The sequence below is a fragment of the Streptomyces sp. NPDC004788 genome (genome assembly GCF_053601115.1).
Genome location: NZ_JBSGBF010000023.1, coordinates 74,816 through 92,214, shown reverse-complemented (window position 1 = coordinate 92,214; position 17,399 = coordinate 74,816). Strand labels below are relative to the sequence as shown.

The 17,399-nt window shown below is 70.5% G+C and carries 16 protein-coding genes; 8 read left to right on the top strand and 8 right to left on the bottom strand.

Translation table 11 applies throughout. From position 1 onward, the window contains the following. Window positions 1–182, top strand: a 182-nt coding sequence (locus ACWEJX_RS13455) for a transposase (RefSeq protein ID WP_451607588.1), incomplete at its 5' end; no start/stop codon positions are given. Between the two features lie 15 nt (window positions 183–197). Here ACWEJX_RS13455 and ACWEJX_RS13450 read toward each other — a convergent pair. Both ACWEJX_RS13450 and ACWEJX_RS13445 read right to left on the bottom strand, forming a co-directional pair. Further along, on the bottom strand, window positions 198–1,214 hold the full coding sequence (locus ACWEJX_RS13450) for a trypsin-like serine peptidase (protein WP_451607587.1): 1,017 nt from the start codon (window positions 1,212–1,214) through the stop codon (window positions 198–200). Window positions 1,215–1,369: 155 nt separating this feature from the next. Beyond that, complete coding sequence (locus tag ACWEJX_RS13445) at window positions 1,370–1,780, bottom strand: hypothetical protein (protein ID WP_451607586.1); 411 nt, start codon at window positions 1,778–1,780, stop codon at window positions 1,370–1,372. An 82-nt stretch (window positions 1,781–1,862) separates the two neighbouring features. Between ACWEJX_RS13445 and ACWEJX_RS13440 the strand changes: the two genes are divergently transcribed. The 5 genes from ACWEJX_RS13440 (at window position 1,863) to ACWEJX_RS13420 (ending at window position 6,352) form a co-directional block, all read left to right on the top strand. Then, window positions 1,863–2,690, top strand: coding sequence for a helix-turn-helix domain-containing protein (locus ACWEJX_RS13440; RefSeq protein WP_451607585.1), 828 nt, complete (start codon window positions 1,863–1,865; stop codon window positions 2,688–2,690). Continuing rightward, window positions 2,687–2,863, top strand: a complete 177-nt coding sequence (locus ACWEJX_RS13435; RefSeq protein WP_451607584.1) for a DUF397 domain-containing protein — start codon at window positions 2,687–2,689, stop codon at window positions 2,861–2,863. Before ACWEJX_RS13440 ends, ACWEJX_RS13435 begins: the two co-directional genes overlap by 4 nt. A gap of 190 nt (window positions 2,864–3,053) precedes the next feature. After that, a complete protein-coding gene (locus tag ACWEJX_RS13430) occupies window positions 3,054–3,494 on the top strand; it encodes a hypothetical protein (RefSeq protein ID WP_451607583.1) in 441 nt (146 codons plus the stop codon). A gap of 18 nt (window positions 3,495–3,512) precedes the next feature. Beyond that, the gene (locus tag ACWEJX_RS13425) at window positions 3,513–5,795 is read left to right on the top strand and encodes a hypothetical protein (RefSeq protein WP_451607582.1); all 2,283 of its coding nucleotides are present in this window, start codon (window positions 3,513–3,515) and stop codon (window positions 5,793–5,795) included. Between the two features lie 2 nt (window positions 5,796–5,797). Further along, window positions 5,798–6,352, top strand: a complete 555-nt coding sequence (locus ACWEJX_RS13420) for a hypothetical protein (protein ID WP_451607581.1) — start codon at window positions 5,798–5,800, stop codon at window positions 6,350–6,352. 3 nt (window positions 6,353–6,355) lie between these two features. Here ACWEJX_RS13420 and ACWEJX_RS13415 read toward each other — a convergent pair whose 3' ends face one another. Beyond that, on the bottom strand, window positions 6,356–7,207 hold the full coding sequence (locus ACWEJX_RS13415) for an alpha/beta fold hydrolase (protein ID WP_451607580.1): 852 nt from the start codon (window positions 7,205–7,207) through the stop codon (window positions 6,356–6,358). A 376-nt stretch (window positions 7,208–7,583) separates the two neighbouring features. After that, window positions 7,584–8,276, bottom strand: a complete 693-nt coding sequence (locus ACWEJX_RS13410; RefSeq protein WP_451607579.1) for a metal-dependent transcriptional regulator — start codon at window positions 8,274–8,276, stop codon at window positions 7,584–7,586. A gap of 150 nt (window positions 8,277–8,426) precedes the next feature. On the opposite strand from ACWEJX_RS13410, the gene ACWEJX_RS13405 reads away from it, so the two are divergent. Continuing rightward, a complete protein-coding gene (locus ACWEJX_RS13405) occupies window positions 8,427–9,182 on the top strand; it encodes an SIS domain-containing protein (protein ID WP_451607578.1) in 756 nt (251 codons plus the stop codon). A gap of 78 nt (window positions 9,183–9,260) precedes the next feature. On the opposite strand, the gene ACWEJX_RS13400 is transcribed toward ACWEJX_RS13405, so the two are convergent. From ACWEJX_RS13400 to pdxH, 3 genes are all read right to left on the bottom strand, one after another. Then, window positions 9,261–12,119, bottom strand: coding sequence for a hypothetical protein (locus ACWEJX_RS13400; protein ID WP_451607577.1), 2,859 nt, complete (start codon window positions 12,117–12,119; stop codon window positions 9,261–9,263). 94 nt (window positions 12,120–12,213) lie between these two features. Beyond that, a complete protein-coding gene (locus ACWEJX_RS13395; RefSeq protein ID WP_451607576.1) occupies window positions 12,214–13,638 on the bottom strand; it encodes a PAS domain-containing protein in 1,425 nt (474 codons plus the stop codon). 356 nt (window positions 13,639–13,994) lie between these two features. Next, entirely contained in the window at window positions 13,995–14,621 is a 627-nt protein-coding gene (gene pdxH / locus ACWEJX_RS13390) for a pyridoxamine 5'-phosphate oxidase (protein WP_451607593.1), read from the bottom strand. A 374-nt stretch (window positions 14,622–14,995) separates the two neighbouring features. Between pdxH and ACWEJX_RS13385 the strand changes: the two genes are divergently transcribed. Next, window positions 14,996–16,096 carry a citrate synthase 2 gene (locus ACWEJX_RS13385; protein ID WP_451607575.1) on the top strand — a complete coding sequence of 367 codons (1,101 nt, stop codon included), beginning with the start codon at window positions 14,996–14,998 and terminating at the stop codon, window positions 16,094–16,096. Window positions 16,097–16,196: 100 nt separating this feature from the next. Here the strand turns inward: ACWEJX_RS13385 and ACWEJX_RS13380 are convergent, their stop codons facing one another. Next, complete coding sequence (locus ACWEJX_RS13380) at window positions 16,197–17,288, bottom strand: isopenicillin N synthase family dioxygenase (protein WP_451607574.1); 1,092 nt, start codon at window positions 17,286–17,288, stop codon at window positions 16,197–16,199. Window positions 17,289–17,399 lie beyond the last annotated feature (111 nt).

The window sequence follows — 17,399 nt, the reverse complement described above, 5'->3', positions numbered from 1 at the left end:
GCATCCGCCGCGGCGAAACCCGCTGCCGCCTCGACCGCGCGGCCTACCGGCGGCGCAACGTCGTCGAACGCTGCTTCAGCCGGCTCAAACAGAACAGAGCCCTGGCCACCCGCTACGACAAACGAGCCCGGCACTACCAAGCCATGGTCACCCTCGCCTGCCTCCAACTCTGGCTCCCATGACTTTCCGGACAGGCCCTAGTAGGTGGAGTACGTGTTGTACGCGTCGCCGACCCACTGGGCGAAGTACGGCGAGCGCATCTCGGTCGGGCTGGTCGCGCTGTCGACGTTGCTGTTCACGCCGTTGACCCAGCCGCTGTAGTACACGTTGTCGTCCTTGCCGTAGATCCAGGGACCACCGCTCGATCCGCCGGTCATGTTGCAGGGCATCTTGATCTGGTCGGTGATCCAGAAGCTGCGCTGCGAGGTGGTGGCGGCGCAGTAGTACTGCCACTGCCCGTCGAACGGCGGGGCCTGCGGGTAGCCCATGGACGTCATGTAGCGGTCCTTGGGGTAGTTCCACTGCACGCCCAGGCCGCCGACGTTGTTGACGAGCTCGCCGCTGCCGTTCGGCCAGGTGATGACGATGCCGAGGTCGTAGCCGAAGTTGCCGCTCTGGGTCCAGCCGTTGAAGGCGACGAGCGTCTTGGCCCACCAGGTGCCGTAGGGGCGGCTGCCGTGGTCGTAGTACGGCACGAACTGCCAGTTGGTGTTCCAGGACTTGCCCGGGCCGCCGTGGACGCAGTGCCCGGCGGTGAACACCATGTTCTTGTTGATGCTGTTGACGGCCGAGCCGGAGCAGACGTAGTCGAGGCCGTCCGAGCCGGTGAAGAACACCTTGCCGACGACCTGGGTCGCCGTGACGCTGATCCTGATGCCGCCGGGCGCGGGCGCGTGACCCTCGACGGGGTTCGAGCCGGTGGTCGCGGGCCCGGTCGGCTGCTGCGGCGCCTGCGGGACGGCCGGGACGCCCTTGGGCGCGCGGTAGGTCATGTCGAGCGGCTTGGCGTGGGCCATCCGCTCGGGCGTCCAGTACTCGGCGAGCCGCGCGCCCTCGGTCGCGGGTACGGCGTGCTCGACGGCCGCGGCGGGGTTGGCGTCCTTGCGGGGAGCCGCCGCCTGAGCGGTCGCGGCGGTGGGGATCAGAAACAGAGCGACGGCGGCGGCGAGGCCGGCCGCGATGGAGTTTCTGCGTCTGTGGCGTATGCCCAACACGTGATACCTCGATCTCCGTTGCTGGCATGAACACGGCATGTCTAGGCGGCATGTGACCAACCGTCAACGGAGGGTGAGGGGAATGGCCGGTTCGCCGGTGCGCTTTTCGGCCGTACACCGGCCTTGGCCTGGACCTTTACGCCGGAACGCCTCTTTCAGCGCACCGCGCTGAGCACCATCGCGTGCAGCAGCCCCGGCTCCACGAACGGATCCTCGTCGGTCGGCCGCGACCGCCAGCCCAGCGGCCAGGTCGCCCCGTGCAGCGCCGGAATCCCGACGAACGCCTCGCCGCGGCCGTTGCGGCTCAGGGCTCGGGCCGGCGCCGGCCAGGCGTGGTCGGCGGCCGCGCCCGGCGGGAGGAGGAAGTAGAGGTTCTGGGCGCCGGTGGCCTCACGGACGATCGGCCCGGCCTGGAAGTCCGTGAACTCCATGAGCCGGTACGCCACGTCCTCACCGAGGAACCCGCCGATGCGTACGGCGTCGAAGTGAACGCCCGCGTGACGCAGGGCGTGCCCGGTCGCAGGTACCCAAGACGGCACCTTGTCAAGAGACTTGCGCGAATTCATGCGCCCAGCTTTACGCTCCCGCTTCACTGTGACCAGCGCCACAGGCGAGTTGTGGCGGGCTGTGCGATCGGGGAGGCCGGTTGTGAACAAAGGGAACAGCGCGAGTGGGGGAAGCCCGGGCGCCGCAAAGGCGTTCGGGAGGCTACTGCGCTTCTATCGGGAGCGGGCGAAGGTGTCGATGGAGCGACTGGGGGACGAGACGGGCTATTCCAAGTCCCAGGTGGCGATGATCGAGCGGGGCCAGAGGAAGGCGAAGGGAGACTTCGTGCCGATCGCGGACGCGTTCCTGGGTGCACAAGGTGCACTACTGGAGGTCGCGGAGGAGGTTGCGGAGAGCGGGATCGCCGCCTGGTTCGAGGACTACCTGGCGGAGGAGTTGAAGGCGGCGGGCATCCATATGTACGAGAACCACCTCGTCCCGGGCCCGCTCCAGACGGAGGACTACGCCTACGCCGTCTTCCGCAGCGCCGTACCAGCGCTGGACGAGGACGAGATCGAGGCGGGCGTTGTGGCCCGGTTGAAGCGGCAGGAGATGTTCTTCCGGACGCCCTCACCGGTGGTCACTTTCGTTCTGGAAAAGGCGGCGCTCACCAAGCCCCTCGGCGGCAAGGACGTGCTGCGGAAGTGTCTTCAGCACATCCGGGAGTGCGCCGACCGGCGCAACGTCACCATCCAGGTCATGCCGGAGGACCGGGAGACCCACGCCGGGCTCAGTGGACCCTTCATCCTCCTGGAGACCGAAGAGCGCAAGAACCAATTGGTCTATGTCGAGGGACAGGGCGGAAGGTACTTTCTCAGCGAACAGCCGGACGTGGGCGTCGTCTTCGCTCGTTACAGCATGCTGCGGGCGCAGGCCCTCACGCCGGAGGACTCCGCACGACTCATCGAACAGGTGGCACGAGAGCTATGAGCACCGACCTCAACTGGTTCAAGAGCAGCTACAGCAGTGAGCAGGGCGGCAACTGCGTCGAGGTCGCCGCCTGCTCCCACACCGTTCACGTCCGCGACTCCAAGGACACGACCATCCCGTCCATCGCCGTCTCGCCCGCCGCCTGGGCCGCGTTCGTCTCCACCGCCGTCTGATCGACGGACGCGGGATGCGGAAGGGGTGCGGGGGTTGGCCCAGGCGCCCCCGTACCTCTTCCCCGCCCCAGGTCTCAGGTTGGCCGATTCGCGAGGCGTTTCGGCTGTGCACATGCAATCCCCGGCCAACTAGAATGACCGGCCGGTCACGGCTGCCACACCGGAGGCAGATCCGATTGGGGGGTATGTGATGGCCTGGAGCGAGTGGGAACAGCTCAAGAGTGAAACCGCTCAGCGGCACTCGGCCGCCCAGACGCGGCTGGACCACGTCGCCGAAGGCCCGGGGCCGGGGGGCTCCGGCGGTGCCGCTGATCTGGTGGTGAACAGCGACGACCTCGGAGCGGTCGGACACGAGGCGTACCAGCTGTACGGCCGGCTCTCGCGGGACGGTGACCATGCCCGCCCGTCCACGTTCAACGCGTCGCTCGCCCTGACGAACGGCAACTTCACCAGCGGTTCGGAACTGCTGAAGGTGCACGACCGCTGGAACAGCCAGTTGCGCACGCTTCTGGACGCCTGCGCTCACATCTCCAACCACCTCGACTACAGCAAGTCCGCCCACGCCAAGGACGACGCGGACATCGTCGGCGACATGCTCTCCGTGTCCAAGATCAACGACTACTTCAAGTAGGACGGGGAGGGGATCACCATGCTCACGTTCGATGACGTCGTCAACGCGCCCGTCGGCAAGCTGAAGGAGGCTGCGGACGCCTGGTCGGAAATGGCGACCAAGTTGGAGAAGCTGGCCGAAGACGCTCGCCAGGGCATGAAGGCCAAGTCCGACAAGGCCCGGTGGGAGGGCGCCAACTCGGACGTCACCAAGCCGTTCATCGCGAAGACTGCCAAGGAGTTCGAGGACGCCGAGGCCGAGGCAAAGGGCGTCAAGCTGCTCCTCGCGGACGCGTACACGTCGTTCAAGACCGCCAGGGACGCGCTCGTGAGGATCCGGGACGAGGAGGGCCCGGCCGCCGGAGTCCACGTGGACGCCAAGGGCAAGGTCATGCCCCGGTACGACCTGGAAAGCGACACAGAGGCGCGCCATGACCCGGACTACCCGGCGGCCCTGCGGAAGCAGAAGGAGGCCGTGGCCGCCTGGCAGCACAAGATCGACCGCCTCGTCGAGGACTGCGCCGACGCCGACGACTCGTTGAGGCGCGCCCTCGCGGCGAACGTCAAGGACGACCACGACTTCAGCGCCGCCACGTACAAGAGCCTGGACGCCGAGCAGGTGGACCGGGCGGCGAAGCTGCTCAAGCAGGTCACCGGGGACGGCGGCACGGCCCGCAACGTCGCGGCGCTGCGGGAGCTCGAAGACCTCCTGGACGACAACCGCGACGACCCCGAGTTCTCCTCGGCGTTCTACCGGAAGCTGGGCGCCGAAGGCACCCTTGAGGCGTACACGAAGATGTCACTGGACGCGACGTCCCTCGGGCCCGCCGGCCAGGACCGGGCGAACATGGTCCGCGACATCCAGAGCGACATGGGTGCCATGCTCGGCCTCGCCACCCAGAAGTCCTCACCGGACCACCTCGACGCCGCCTGGACCACTCAGCTCTTGCACGCGGGCCGCAAGCAGATCGACGTACCGGGCGCGGGCTTCGCGAAGCTCTACGGCTACCAGGCCCTGGGGGCGCTCCTCAGGGACGGGAAGTACGACAAGGACTTCCTGGTGTCCGTCGGCCGGGACATGGTCGCCATGGACAAGAAGAACCCGAACATCTGGTCCGAGAGCATGCCGGCGGACCTGAACGCGCGCTTCAACCTTCAGGAGGGGGGCGGCAAGGGCTTCAACCCGCTGACCGGCCTCATGGAGGCGATGGCCCACAACCCCGACGCGTCCGCTGTCTTCTTCGACGAGCCGATCCGGGAGGACACGAACAAGGACGGCATCGTGACGCTGGCGGACGGTGCGCTCAAGGGCAAGGACGCGCAGGACGTCGTGGACTACGCGCTCGGCAAGAAGCCGTCCGACGACTGGTACGACACGGACCATCTCGGAGAGCAGAGCCCCGGCCAGGCGGCCATGGGCAACGCCCTGGAGGCGGCGGTCACCGGACGGGTTCCGGGCGACGAGGACGCGGCACCCGTATCGCACAGCAAGACGATGAGCAGCGTGATGGAGAAGGTCGTCGCGAAGATCGGTCAAGCGCCCGAACTCGTGGCGGCCAAGCCGGGCGACCCGCCGGGGCCGCTCAACGGGCTCTCCGGGAGCTTCGGCAACATGGCCGCCGAGTACATGCCCGACCTGCAGGCCACCGCCGAGAACGCCGCCCATCAGATCAAGCCGTTCGGCGTGATGGCGAATTTCGACAAGGCCCAGATGGCCCAGTTCCTCAGCGCGGTCGGCCAGGACCCCCATGCCTATGGCGCGATCACCAACGCCCAGCAGGCGTACACCACGGCCTTGGTGTCGGACGTCTTCCAGCACCCCGAGAAGCACGGTGACGTGGGCGAGGCCGTACGGAATGCCGTCCATCCGGGCGGTGAGATCGCCGGCATGATGAGCGAGGCGAGGGCTCAGGCCGTTGTCGACGCGAAAGCCCATGAGAACGACGAATATGTCAAGGGCGTTGAGGAGAATAGCAAGTGGACGAACCGCATCATTGATGCCGTGGGCGGAAAATACATCGAGATGCTGCCCGTCGGCGGCGATGTAGTGGACTGGATCAAGGAAGATACCGCGGAAGCCGCCGTGGAGAACGCGAAGGACGACAAGTCGGACGACTCTCGCCGCGAGGCGGCGTCGGGCTACACGAAGGCCGAGAAGGTCGCCAAGCAGGCTGCCGCATCCGCGGTGGAGAGAGCCGCTCGAGGGACCGACCTCACAGCAGCGCAGATTCGGGAGTACCAGGGCACTGCCTCGACTGCCACAGCATCGGCACACTCCGTGGGTCGTGATCTCGCCGTCCTTCGACTCCCGGAGGAGAGTTGACCGTGCGCCCCTTCACCAGTGCCGCCGCAGCAGCATCAACGGTCGTCATCCTGACGGGCCTTCTGACGAGCTGCTCGAAGGGCGAGGTACCGGATCTGCCCGAGCACGTCTGCTGGGGCGCGTTCGCCGGCAGCGACGTTTCCCCGGCCCTTCCACCCGGCGACAAAGCCACCTGGGACCACAGGCCTTTCCTGCTGACCGCTGATCACGACGGCACGACCTGTCGCGTCTACGTCGACGGAAACAGGAGCTTCCAGGCCACCGCCTATTTCAAGAAGTTCGAAGGATCCATCAACTGGGCACCTTGGGACCGAAAGAAACCAAAGCCGCTCAATGTGGGAGACAAGGGCATCATCTGGGACACCGGCGCCACCGCCTATTTCACCTGTGAACCGTCCAAGAACCCCAACACGCCGGGAAAGTACATCGAGCTGCTCATCACCACGCACAACAGTCCTGACGAGAGCAAGGTGCAGAGCGTCCTGCCCCCGCTGATGAAGCAGTTCGTCACCTTCGCCCAGCGCGAGCTGAAGTGCCCGGCGGGCGCCACGAGCTGATGGTCAAAACGTGAGCACGCCGTTCAGGAACGGCTCCACCACCTCGCGCCAGGCGTCCGCGTGTTCGTAGTGGAGGAGGTGGCCCGCGTCCGGGATCTCCGCGTACGCCCCGCGGGGCAGGACGCGGACCATCTCCTGGGCCTCGGCGCGGCCAAGCTCGCCGTCGAGGCCGCGGACGACGAGGGTGGGGCAGCGGACCTGGGCGAGGGACTCCCAGTGGGCGTCGTGGACCCAGGTCTCGCGCGAGATGAGCATCTGGTCGGGGTCGAAGACGGGGTGCCAGCCGTCGGGGCGCTCGGTCATCACCTCGGCGAAGAAGGCGCCACGGGCCGGGTGCGGGCGCTCCACCCAGGGGTCGTCCTCGCCGAACCACTGGCGGACGGCGTCGAGCGAGGGGAAGGGCAGCGGCCAGCGGCGGAACCAGTCCTGCCACTCGCGCTGGGAGGCGGCGCCGAGGGCGGAGGCCCGCATGTCGCAGATGACGAGGGCGTGGACGAGGTCGGGACGCTCCGCGGCGAGCTGCCAGGCGGTGAGCGCGCCCATGGAGTGCCCGACGAGGGTGACCGGGCCGAGGCCGAGCCGCTCGACGGCGGCGATCGCGTCGGCCACGTACGCCTCACGCGTGAAGGGGCCGGCGGCGGGCTTCTCGCTGTGGCCGTGGCCGCGCTGGTCGAGGGCGATCGTGCGGTGCCGGGCGGCGAGCCAGTGGGCGGCGGGGGCCCAGTGGGAGGCCCGGCCCATCAGGCCGTGCAGCAGTAAGACGCCGGGGCCGCTCTGCGGGGCGGTCCGTTCCGTGAAGTCCCAGGCCGCCAGGCGTACGCCGTCGGCCCCCGTGACGTCGAGTCGTCGCACCATGCTGCTCGGCACCCCCTCTTTCCCGGTCCCTGTGGAACTGCGCCAGAGTATCGAACCCATATTCGAAAATGCGCTTCTGCCGCTCAACACCCCACGTTCGAGTGACAGCGCTCAAGGATTGACGGCTTCTGCCGAGGGGAGATCTTCAGCGGGAGGCGGACCGCTCGGGGAAAACGGTCCGACGGGACTGACCTTGAGAGCTCGGGGCTCCAGGTCAGATCAGGGGAGGACGAACCCCGGCGCCGCGAGGCGCCGGGGTTCAGTGTCGTCGGGAGGACTGCCCTCATCCCCCAAGCGTGGCACGGGAGGGGGCGCGTGCGTGGCGATTCCGCCGTAAAACGGGCCCTGGGGGGCGAGGAGCCGGGAAGAGCAGCTGCTAGCGCTTGGCGACGAAGACGTGGGCGGCGACATCCGCGTCCAGCTCGGCCGCCTCGCCGCTGCTGCCCACCAGGACACCGCCCGGGGACTCCGTCACCGACACCACGGAGCCGGGCTGCACGCCCGCCCGCCGCAGCGTGTACATCAGCTGGGCGTCCGTCTGGATCGGCTCGCCGATGCGCCGGACGATCACCGTCTTGCCCTCGCCGCCGGCCTCCAGGTCCGCGAGCGACACCATCGAGTCGTCGAGGAAGGACTCCGTCTCGGCCTTCTCGCCGAGCTCGTCCAGGCCGGGGATCGGGTTGCCGTACGGCGACTCCGTCGGGTGACGCAGCAGCTCCAGGACGCGGCGCTCCACGGCCTCGCTCATCACGTGCTCCCAGCGGCACGCCTCGGCGTGGACCTGCTCCCACTCCAGGCCGATCACGTCGACGAGCAGACACTCGGCGAGCCGGTGCTTGCGCATCACGCGGGTGGCCAGGCGGCGGCCCTCCTCGGTCAGCTCCAGGTGGCGGTCGCTGGCGACGGCCACCAGACCGTCGCGCTCCATGCGGGCCACCGTCTGGCTGACGGTCGGACCGCTCTGGTCCAGCCGCTCGGCGATCCGGGCGCGCATCGGGACCACACCTTCCTCCTCCAGCTCCAGGATGGTGCGGAGGTACATCTCCGTGGTGTCGATCAGTCCGGACATACGTGCCCCTCGATGAGTCGTGCGCTGGCCCTGCACCAATTCTGACGCATCGCACCGACAACCGGGCCGCGCCGGAGCGGGGTGGTATTGACAGAGCAATGGTCCAGACCGCACCGTGATCCGCGACCACGACGAGAAGGAGTCGCCGCCATGGGCGAGAGCAAGCTGGCCGGACAGTTCTTCGACGCCGCGATCGCCCTGCTCCAGAAGGTGCGGAACGAGGACGCGGACGACATCGCGGCCGCCGGCGCCGCCATCGCCGCGGCGGTCGCGAACGGCAACCGGCTCTTCGCGTTCGGCGCCGGCCACTCGTCGCTCGCCGCGCAGGACGTCGTCTACCGCGCGGGCGGCCTCGCCCTGATGAACCTGCTCGCGGTCCCCGGCGTCGTCGGCGTCGACGTCATGCCCGCCACCCTCGGCTCCGCCCTCGAACGGGTCGACGGCCTGGCCGGCGCCGTCCTCGACTCCTCCCCCGCCCGGGCCGGCGACGTCCTGATCGTCGTCTCGCTCTCCGGCCGCAACGCCCTCCCGGTCGAGATGGCCATGAACGCCCGCGCCCTCGGCCTCACCGTGATCGGCGTCACCTCGGTCGCGTACGCCACGGAGACGAAGTCCCGGCACGTCTCGGGGACGTACCTCAAGGACCACTGCGACATCGTCCTCGACTCCAGGATCGCCGTCGGCGACGCCGAACTCACCCACGAGGCCGTCGAGGCCCCCTTCGCCCCCGCCTCCACGGTCGTCACCAGCGCCCTCATGCAGGCCACGATGGCCGCGGCCGCCGAGGAACTCGTCCGCCTCGGCATCGAGCCGCCGCTGCTGCGGTCGGGAAACGTGGACGGCGGCCACGAGTGGAACGGCCGCGTGATGGCGGAGTACGGCGACCGCGTCTTCTACCGCCACTGATCCGGCCACCGAGGCCGGAAACGAAGGTGGGGGCAGCGGCGAGTTCTCGCCACTGCCCCCGGGTTCTGTGTCAGGTCCCTAGCCCACGTAGTAGCCCGTCACGTCCGCCGTCAGGTCGACGTAACCGGAGCGGTTGTAGAAGCTCACCTTGCCGTTCACGACCGGGACGACGACCAGATCGGCGATCGTCTGACCGGCGGTGAAGTTCAGATTGGACGCGGTGGGGCGGCTCGTGCCGTCCGGGTAGACGGTGAGGAAGCCGCCCGACGTCGCGTTGATCGCGGTCACGTTCATGACCACGGCCGACACGCCGCTCGGCACCGGCAGGGCGATGGTCTGTCCGGGGCCGACCTTCGCCTTCGGGACTCCGAGGCCCGAGCGGGTGTCCATGATCCGCTTCGGGGTGACCGGCTTGTGCAGGGAGCCGGTGCCGGAGGTCGTGAAGTAGCCCGCGACGTCGGCGAGCAGGTCCACCGAGCCGTTGTGGTTGTAGAAGGTGACCTTGCCGTCCCTGACCGGGACGACCACCAGGTTGGGGATGGTCTGCCCGGCCGTGAAGTTGAGGTTCGAGACGGTCGGGCGGGCGGTGCCGTACGGGTACACGGAGACGAAGCTCGCGGCCGTCGGGTTCGTCGCGGTGACGTTCATGACGACGGCGGTGACGCCGGGCTCGGTGACGGGCAGCGTGACCGTGCCGCCCGCCGGCACCTTGCCCTGGCGGACGCCGGTCCCGTAGCGGGTGTCCATGAGCCGCTTCGGGGCGACCGGCTCGAAGGTGGCGGCCGTCGCCTCGCCGACCGTCGAGTAGCCGGCGACGTCCGCGAGCAGGTCGACGGAGCCGGTCGCGTTGTAGAACGTGACCCGGCCGTTCACGACGGGCACGGACACCAGGTTCGGGATGGTCTGGCCGGCGTTGAAGTTCAGGCTCGTCGCACTGGTCCGGGTCGTCCCGTCCGGGTAGACGGACACGAAGCCCTTCGCGGTGGGCGCGGTCGCCGTGACGTTGAGGACGACGGCCGTGACGCCGACCGGCGGCAGACCGCCCTTCCCGGCGACCTGGAGCGTGACCGTGCCACCGGGACCGACCTTGCCCTGGCGGACGCCGAGGCCGGACCGGGTGTCCATGAGCCGGGTCGGCGTCACGGGCCGATAGAGACCGAGGCCGGCCGTGCCGGGCTGGGTGACGGTGAAGGTGCCGAGCGGGGTGACCTTGTCGTCGAGGGCGAGGTCGTTCACCGCCGACAGCGTCCAGATCCCGGCCGGGGCCCCGGTCAGGTCGAGGTCGGCCACGAGCGCGGTGCGGTCGGTGTCCACGGACACGGTCGTGCTCTCGATCCGCGCGCCCGACGGGTGCTCGATCCGCAGTTTGTGCTCGGCCCGCAGCGCGGTGCCGGCGAGCACCACCCGGGCCTTGGTGCCGCTCGCGGCGATCGCCGGATCGACCGAGCGGAACGAGATGGGGTCGGCGCCGCAGACCTCGACGGTGCACACGAGTTCGGCGGAGTACGCGGTGCGCGTGGTCCACTCCTGCAGACCGAGGACCATCACGGTCGGCTTCGCCACGCCGGCGACCGGGTCGCCGAGGTAGCAGTCGATCTCGGTGGAGCGGTCGGTGCAGCGGTCGACGGACCGGTCGTACAGCGAGAGGACCGCGCCCCGGCCCTCCTGCTCGGTGTCCTTGACCACGCCGTCGTACCGGTCGCGCTGGTACGTCTCCAGGCCGGCGCACACCGCGGTGTGCTGCTCGTCGAGGACGCCGGTGATCGGGCCGTAGCCGTAGCTGATGTTCGCGGGCCGCGCGCACTCGGGCGCCGGGCCGGAGGCGCCGGCGATGCGCTGGGCGTCGAGGCGGTACGGCGCCCCGGTGTGGCTGCTGTTCCACGACGGGGTGATGACGACCTGGTAGCGGGTCGCTCCCATGACGCCGCAGTCCTCGTACGTGGTGTTGCACGAGAGCTGACCGTTCGGGCCGAACGCGGCATGGCTGGCGGCGTTGAAACCGTCCCGCTCGTTGACGTACAGCACGTCACGGCTGTCGGCCGTGGTGACCTGCCGGCAGACGGGGACGCCCGGTGCGGGGAGCGTGCCCGTCGCGGCCGGCGCTCCGACGGCGGTCGCCGGGGTGGTCTCGCAGCCCTTCGCGGTCGCGGTGACATCGCGGCGGACGAGGTCGAACTCGCCGGGGGCGCCGTCACCTGCGGCGATCACGCGGTAGGACCTGCCCGCCACGAGGTCGCAGGCGGCCCAGATGTTGCGCTGGTCCGGAACGTCGCAGACCTGACGGCCGGTGTCCTCGACGACCCAGAAGCGGGCGACGGAGTCCGTGGTCCCCGTCACCTTCTGGATCTGGACGAGCTCCTTCGCCGAGTGGCCGGCGGCCGGGACGGTGGCGCAGCGCGCGAAGGTCCCGTCGGCGGTCGAGAAGCGGGTCGCGGGCGTCGCCGCCGTGAAGTCGCCGGCCGGGAGGACCGGGCAGCTCCCCGTACTGTCCTCCGGCGCGTCGACGCGCTGGAGGAAGATTCCGTACGAGGAGCCGGGCGGGACGCTCCCGGCGGCCGTGTACGCCTTCGCGTAGTGCGGGGCGGTGCCGCTCAGGCGACAGGTGCCGTACCGCGCGTTCGGCGCCCCGCAGACCTTGTTGCCGGTCGCGTCGACGATCTCGATCGAGGGAACCCACGAACCGGTCATCCGGTCCTCGGGGGCCACGATGACGGCTCCGGCCGGGAACGGCAGCAGCAGACAGTCGACCTCGTCGGCGGAGTCGAGGGTTCCGCGGTTGTAGCCGGCGACGGCGTCCGTCGTCTGCGTGCACCCGGTGTCCGCCGTGGTGGCGCCGGCGGGCTGTGCGGGCAGGGCGAGGGACAGCACGGCGGACAGTGCGACGAGGAGCGTGGTGAGGTACGCGGCCGGTCTCCGCGTTTCGGCGCGTGCGGGCACGCCAGGGTGGTGCATTCCGTTCCCCCCAGAGCGGTGTCAGTCATCAGTTCGCCGCGATGATCGCACAGTTGACCGACAGCACCGACCCGATTTCCTACCGGACTCGCTGATTCCAGGTCTCCCCCAGCGCCGCCGCCACCTGTCCCGCCACCGTCTCCCCGTACGCCGTGTCGTCGCGGCCGAACGGCGGGCGGGACGAGGAGCGGAGGAAGGTGACGGCGCCGAGGGTGCGGGCGCGGGCACGGAGGGGGAGGGCGAGGGCATGGGCGGTGTCCGGGGGCCAGCGCCGGTCGGTGGCCCAGCGGGGGATGCCCGGGGTGGCGTCGGCGCGGACGGGGCCCGGGTGGGCGATGGCCTGGAGGGCCGGGTGGTACGAGGGGTAGCGCAGCGGGATGCCGCCCGAGGCGACCGGGGTGACCGGGCCCGGGGTGCCGAGCGGGGTCGCGAGGGCCCGGACCAGGCGGCCGTCGGGCGTGGCGCGGTCGAGCAGCACGTGGTCGGCGAAGCCCGCGAGGGCGAAGTCCAGGAGGACGGCGGCGGCGCGCAGCGGGTCCTCGCACTCGGCGGCGGCCGCGCCCGCCCGGTGCAGCTGGCTCCAGCGGAAGCGCATCCGGTCGGCGTCCTGTTCGGCGCGGCGGGCCTCGGTGACGTCCTGGAAGACCCAGCCGGCACCGAGCGGTACGGGCTCCGCCTCCTCGGCGAACGGCGAGGCGAGCCGAACGAAACCGCACCGCCAGCAGCGCCGCCGTTCGCCGTTCGGGCCGCTGGACGGGCCGCCGTCCGGGCCGCTGTCCGGGCCCCGCAGCGTCACCCACACATCGGCCGGTTCGGGCGGCGCGCCCGCCGCCAGGACGTGGTGGAGGGCGCCCTCCAGCTCCTCCAGGCCGTCCGCGACGAGTTCGCCGAGCGGGCGGCCGAGCGGCGAGCCGCGGCCTGCGCCGAGGGCGCGGACCGCGTACGCGTTGAGGACGGCCGGGCGCAGGTCCACGTCGACCAGGACGACGCCCCAGGCCGCGTCCGCGCACAGCGCCTCGCTGAGCGCGAGCGACCGCTCCAGGTCGAGCTGGACGTGCACCTCCGTGAACGCGCAGTACACCCCGGCCGGCCGCCCGTCGGCGCCGCGCACACCCGTGGTCTGGACGCGGACGAGGACCCGGCCGCCGTCCTTGCGTAACAGCGGGAACTCGTGCACCTGGCGGCCCGGCGCCGTCATCGCGCGCAGCAGCCGTCCCAGGGTCTCCTCGGCGTCCGCGCCGCGGGCCGCCCAGCCGGCGAAGCCGCGCCGCCCGACGGCCTCGCGGGCGCTCCAGCCGAGGATGCGCTCCGCCTCGCGGTTCCAGTGGGTGACGGTGCCGGTCGCGTCGAGCGCGCAGAGCGCCGCGTCCATGCCGTCGAGCAGGGCGGTCAGCAGTTCACCGCCGGCCAGCCCCTGAACCCCCGCCGTTCCCGCCGTTCCGGCCGTACCCGCCGCTCCGGCCGCTCCGGCCGTACCCGCTGTGTCACGCGCAGAGCCACTCATCCGGCACCCCCGGCCACATTCAACTCGAATGTGACCCAAGACACATCCTGTTTCCCGCAAAAACGCAGCGATAAATCGCTTGAGGCGACGGGCCGGGGGTTCTTAAGGTGTGGGTACACGCGAAAGGAGGTGATCCGAAAAAATGGTTTCTTTTCGGACTCGTGAGGTGACTGCGGGCTAACGCCTGCCGTCGCACTCTTGTGCACCTCGGCAGGCACTCTGCCGACACCACCGCAGTCACCCGACCCGTGGGCCGCCGGTCAGTCCGGCCGGCTCCCGTCCGAACCTAGGCGGACGGGACCAAGGCCCACGGGTCGTCTGCGTTCCCGGGCTCCTGAGCCCGTCCGCGCGTCACGTCAGGGCGACAGGCGCTCCACCCGCCAGGACTCGCCCTCCCGCACGTACCGCAGCCGGTCGTGCAGCCTGTTCTCGTGCCCCTGCCAGAACTCCACCGTCTCCGGCACCACCCGGAATCCGCCCCACTCCGGCGGCACCGGCACCTGCTCGCCCTCCGGGTAGCGCGCGTGCAGCTCCTCGTACCGGGCGAGCAGCTCGGCCCGCGACTCGATCACCGAGGACTGGCGGCTCGCCCAGGCGCCCAGCTGGGAGCCGTGCGGGCGGGTGCGGAAGTACGCCACGGTCTCGTCGCGGCCGGTGCGCTCGGCGCGGCCGGTGACGATCACCTGGCGGGCCAGCGGGTGCCAGGGGAAGAGCAGCGAGACGTACGGGTTGGCCGCCAGCTCCCGGCCCTTGCGCGAGCCGTAGTTGGAGAAGAAGACGAAGCCGGCCTGGTCGTAGTGCTTGAGCAGCACCGTGCGGGAGGACGGGCGGCCGTCCGCGTCGGCGGTGGAGACGACCATGGCGTTCGGCTCGTGGATCGCCGGGTTGCTGGCGGTCTCCTTGAACCAGTGTGCGAACTGCTCGATCGGGTCCGGGGCGAGATCGGCCACGGTCAGCTCCATGGTCCGGTACACCTCGCGCATGTCGGCGGGATCGAGGGCGTCGAAAGGATCCAGGGCGTCGGTCACGGGCCCCATCCTGCCGTAGCGCCCGGCGCGGCACCCCAGTCTGCCCGGCACTCCGTGCCGCTAATCCTCCGTCGCCGGATCGGCGCAGTGTGCCGGATGTCACGCTTCCCCGCATCATCAGAACCGTACAGACTCATCCGCTGGATCACTGTTGCTCTCCACCAAGCCCCGGGCCGAATGATTGATCATCGATCAGATGCGATGGCCGACCGCCCCGGAGCGCCCCTCGACCTCCGCCCGTAGAACACCGAACGCCGAACGCCGAACATCAACCAACGACCAACGACCAACGACCATCAAGCATTGACCATCGATTGAGGAGCCGCCTCATGTCCGACTTCGTACCCGGCCTCGAAGGGATCGTCGCGTTCGAGACGGAGATCGCCGAACCCGACAAGGAGGGCGGCGCCCTCCGCTACCGCGGGGTCGACATCGAGGACCTGGTCGGTCACGTCTCCTTCGGCAACGTCTGGGGCCTGCTCGTCGACGGGGCCTTCAACCCGGGCCTGCCGGCCGCCGAGCCCTTCCCGATCCCGGTGCACTCCGGCGACATCCGCGTCGACGTCCAGTCCGCGCTCGCCATGCTCGCGCCGGTCTGGGGCCTGAAACCGCTCCTGGACATCTCCGCCGAGCAGGCCCGCGACGACCTCGCCCGCGCCGCCGTCATGGCCCTGTCGTACGTCGCCCAGTCGGCGCGCGGCCAGGGCCTGCCGATGGTGCCGCAGAGCGAGATCGACAAGGCGCAGTCCGTCGTCGAGCGGTTCATGATCCGCTGGCGCGGCGAGCCGGACCCGAAGCACGTCAAGGCCGTCGACGCCTACTGGACCTCGGCCGCCGAGCACGGCATGAACGCCTCCACCTTCACCGCCCGCGTCATCGCCTCCACCGGCGCCGACGTGGCAGCGGCGCTCTCCGGCGCGGTCGGCGCGATGTCCGGCCCGCTGCACGGCGGCGCCCCGTCCCGCGTCCTCGGCATGATCGAGGAGATCGAGCGCACCGGCGACGCGGTCGGCTACGTGAAGAAGGCCCTGGACCAGGGCGAGCGCCTGATGGGCTTCGGCCACCGCGTCTACCGCGCCGAGGACCCGCGCGCCCGCGTCCTGCGCCGCACGGCCAAGGAGCTCGACGCCCCGCGCTTCGAGGTCGCCGAGGCGCTGGAGAAGGCGGCCCTGGAGGAGCTGCACAACCGCCGCCCGGACCGGGTCCTGGCGACGAACGTGGAGTTCTGGGCCGCGATCGTGCTCGACTTCGCCGAGGTCCCGGCGCACATGTTCACGTCGATGTTCACCTGCGCCCGTACGGCCGGCTGGTCGGCGCACATCCTGGAGCAGAAGCGCACCGGCCGCCTGGTCCGCCCGTCCGCGCGGTACGTGGGCCCGGGCCAGCGGAACCCGCGCGAGATCGTCGGCTACTCCGACATCGCGGGCTGAGGTCCGGCACCGTGGGCTGAGGCGGAGTCGCGCAGGCAGGAGAACGACGAGGACTGCGCGGACTGCGCGGACTGCGCGGACCGCACGGCGACGCCGGCGGCTACGCCGACATCGCCGGCTGTCCGGGCGCCGTCAGCAGGTCCGCGTGGTGCCGGGCCGCCGCCAGCGGGTGCGCCCGGAGCTTGCCCTTCAGCTCATTGCGGCCGTACTCGGCGAACAACGGGTTCGCCGGGTCGGCCGTGATGCCGGGCGCGGCCGCCGCGTACGGGAACTCCAGCGGGCGGACCCGGGCGTCGAGCCGCGGGTTGTAGAAGAACGGGACGGAGAACCGCTCCGTCGCCCCGGGCGGTGACACGACCCGGTGGTTGGTCGCGACGAGATAGCCGTTCGTCGCCACTTCGAGCAGCTCGCCCAGGTTCACGACGAACGCGCCCGGCAGCGGCGGCACGTCGTGGAACCGCCCGTCCTCCCGCTCCACCTGCAGCCCGCCCACCTGGTCCTGGAGCAGCAGGGTCAGGAACCCGTAGTCCTTGTGCGCGCCCACGCCCTGGTCGTCGCCCGCGTCACCGCTGCTGCCCGGGTAGCGGACCAGCTTCAGGTGCGGGTGGGCGGCCCGGCCGAAGACGTCGTCGTAGAAGTCCGGCCGCGCGCCGATCGACGTCAGCAGCTCGTGCAGCAGCCGCTCGGCGACCCCGCTGAGCCGCTCGATCCAGTTCAGCGCCGCGAGCCGCAGCTCCGGCAGCGCCTCGGGCCACTGGTTGGGCCCCTGCAGCCACCAGTACGGCGGCTCCCCCGGCCCCGGTACGTGCGCCGGGCGCTCGGCCCCGATGTCCAGCTGGTCCCGCCAGTCCCGGGCGCCTGCCGTGCGCTCGTCGCCGACCCGGGTGTAACCGCGGAAGTGCGGCGAGTTCGTGGTGTCCAGGGCCAGCCGGTCCGCCTCCGGCAGCGCGAAGAAGGCCCGCATGGCGGAGGTCAGCGCCCGCGTCTCGACCTCGCTCACGCCGTGCCCGACGAGCTGGAAGAAGCCGACGTCGTGCGCGGCGGAGTGGAGCTGCGCGTGCAGCAGCCGACGCGCCTGGGGGCCGCGGTCGGCGGCGGCGAGGTCGACGATGGGGAGCTGAGAGGGGTACGAGAGGTACGAGGAGGAGCCCTGCGAGGGGGTCTGGGAAGGGGCCTGCGAGGGGTGGCTCATGGTGTGCGTCCGCGGTGGGTGTACGGCGCCCGGTGCCGGGCCGGGGGTGGTGGCCGTGCCGGGCTGAGGGGTGGGGCGAGGGTCGGGGGTCAGGGACGACCGGGACAGCCC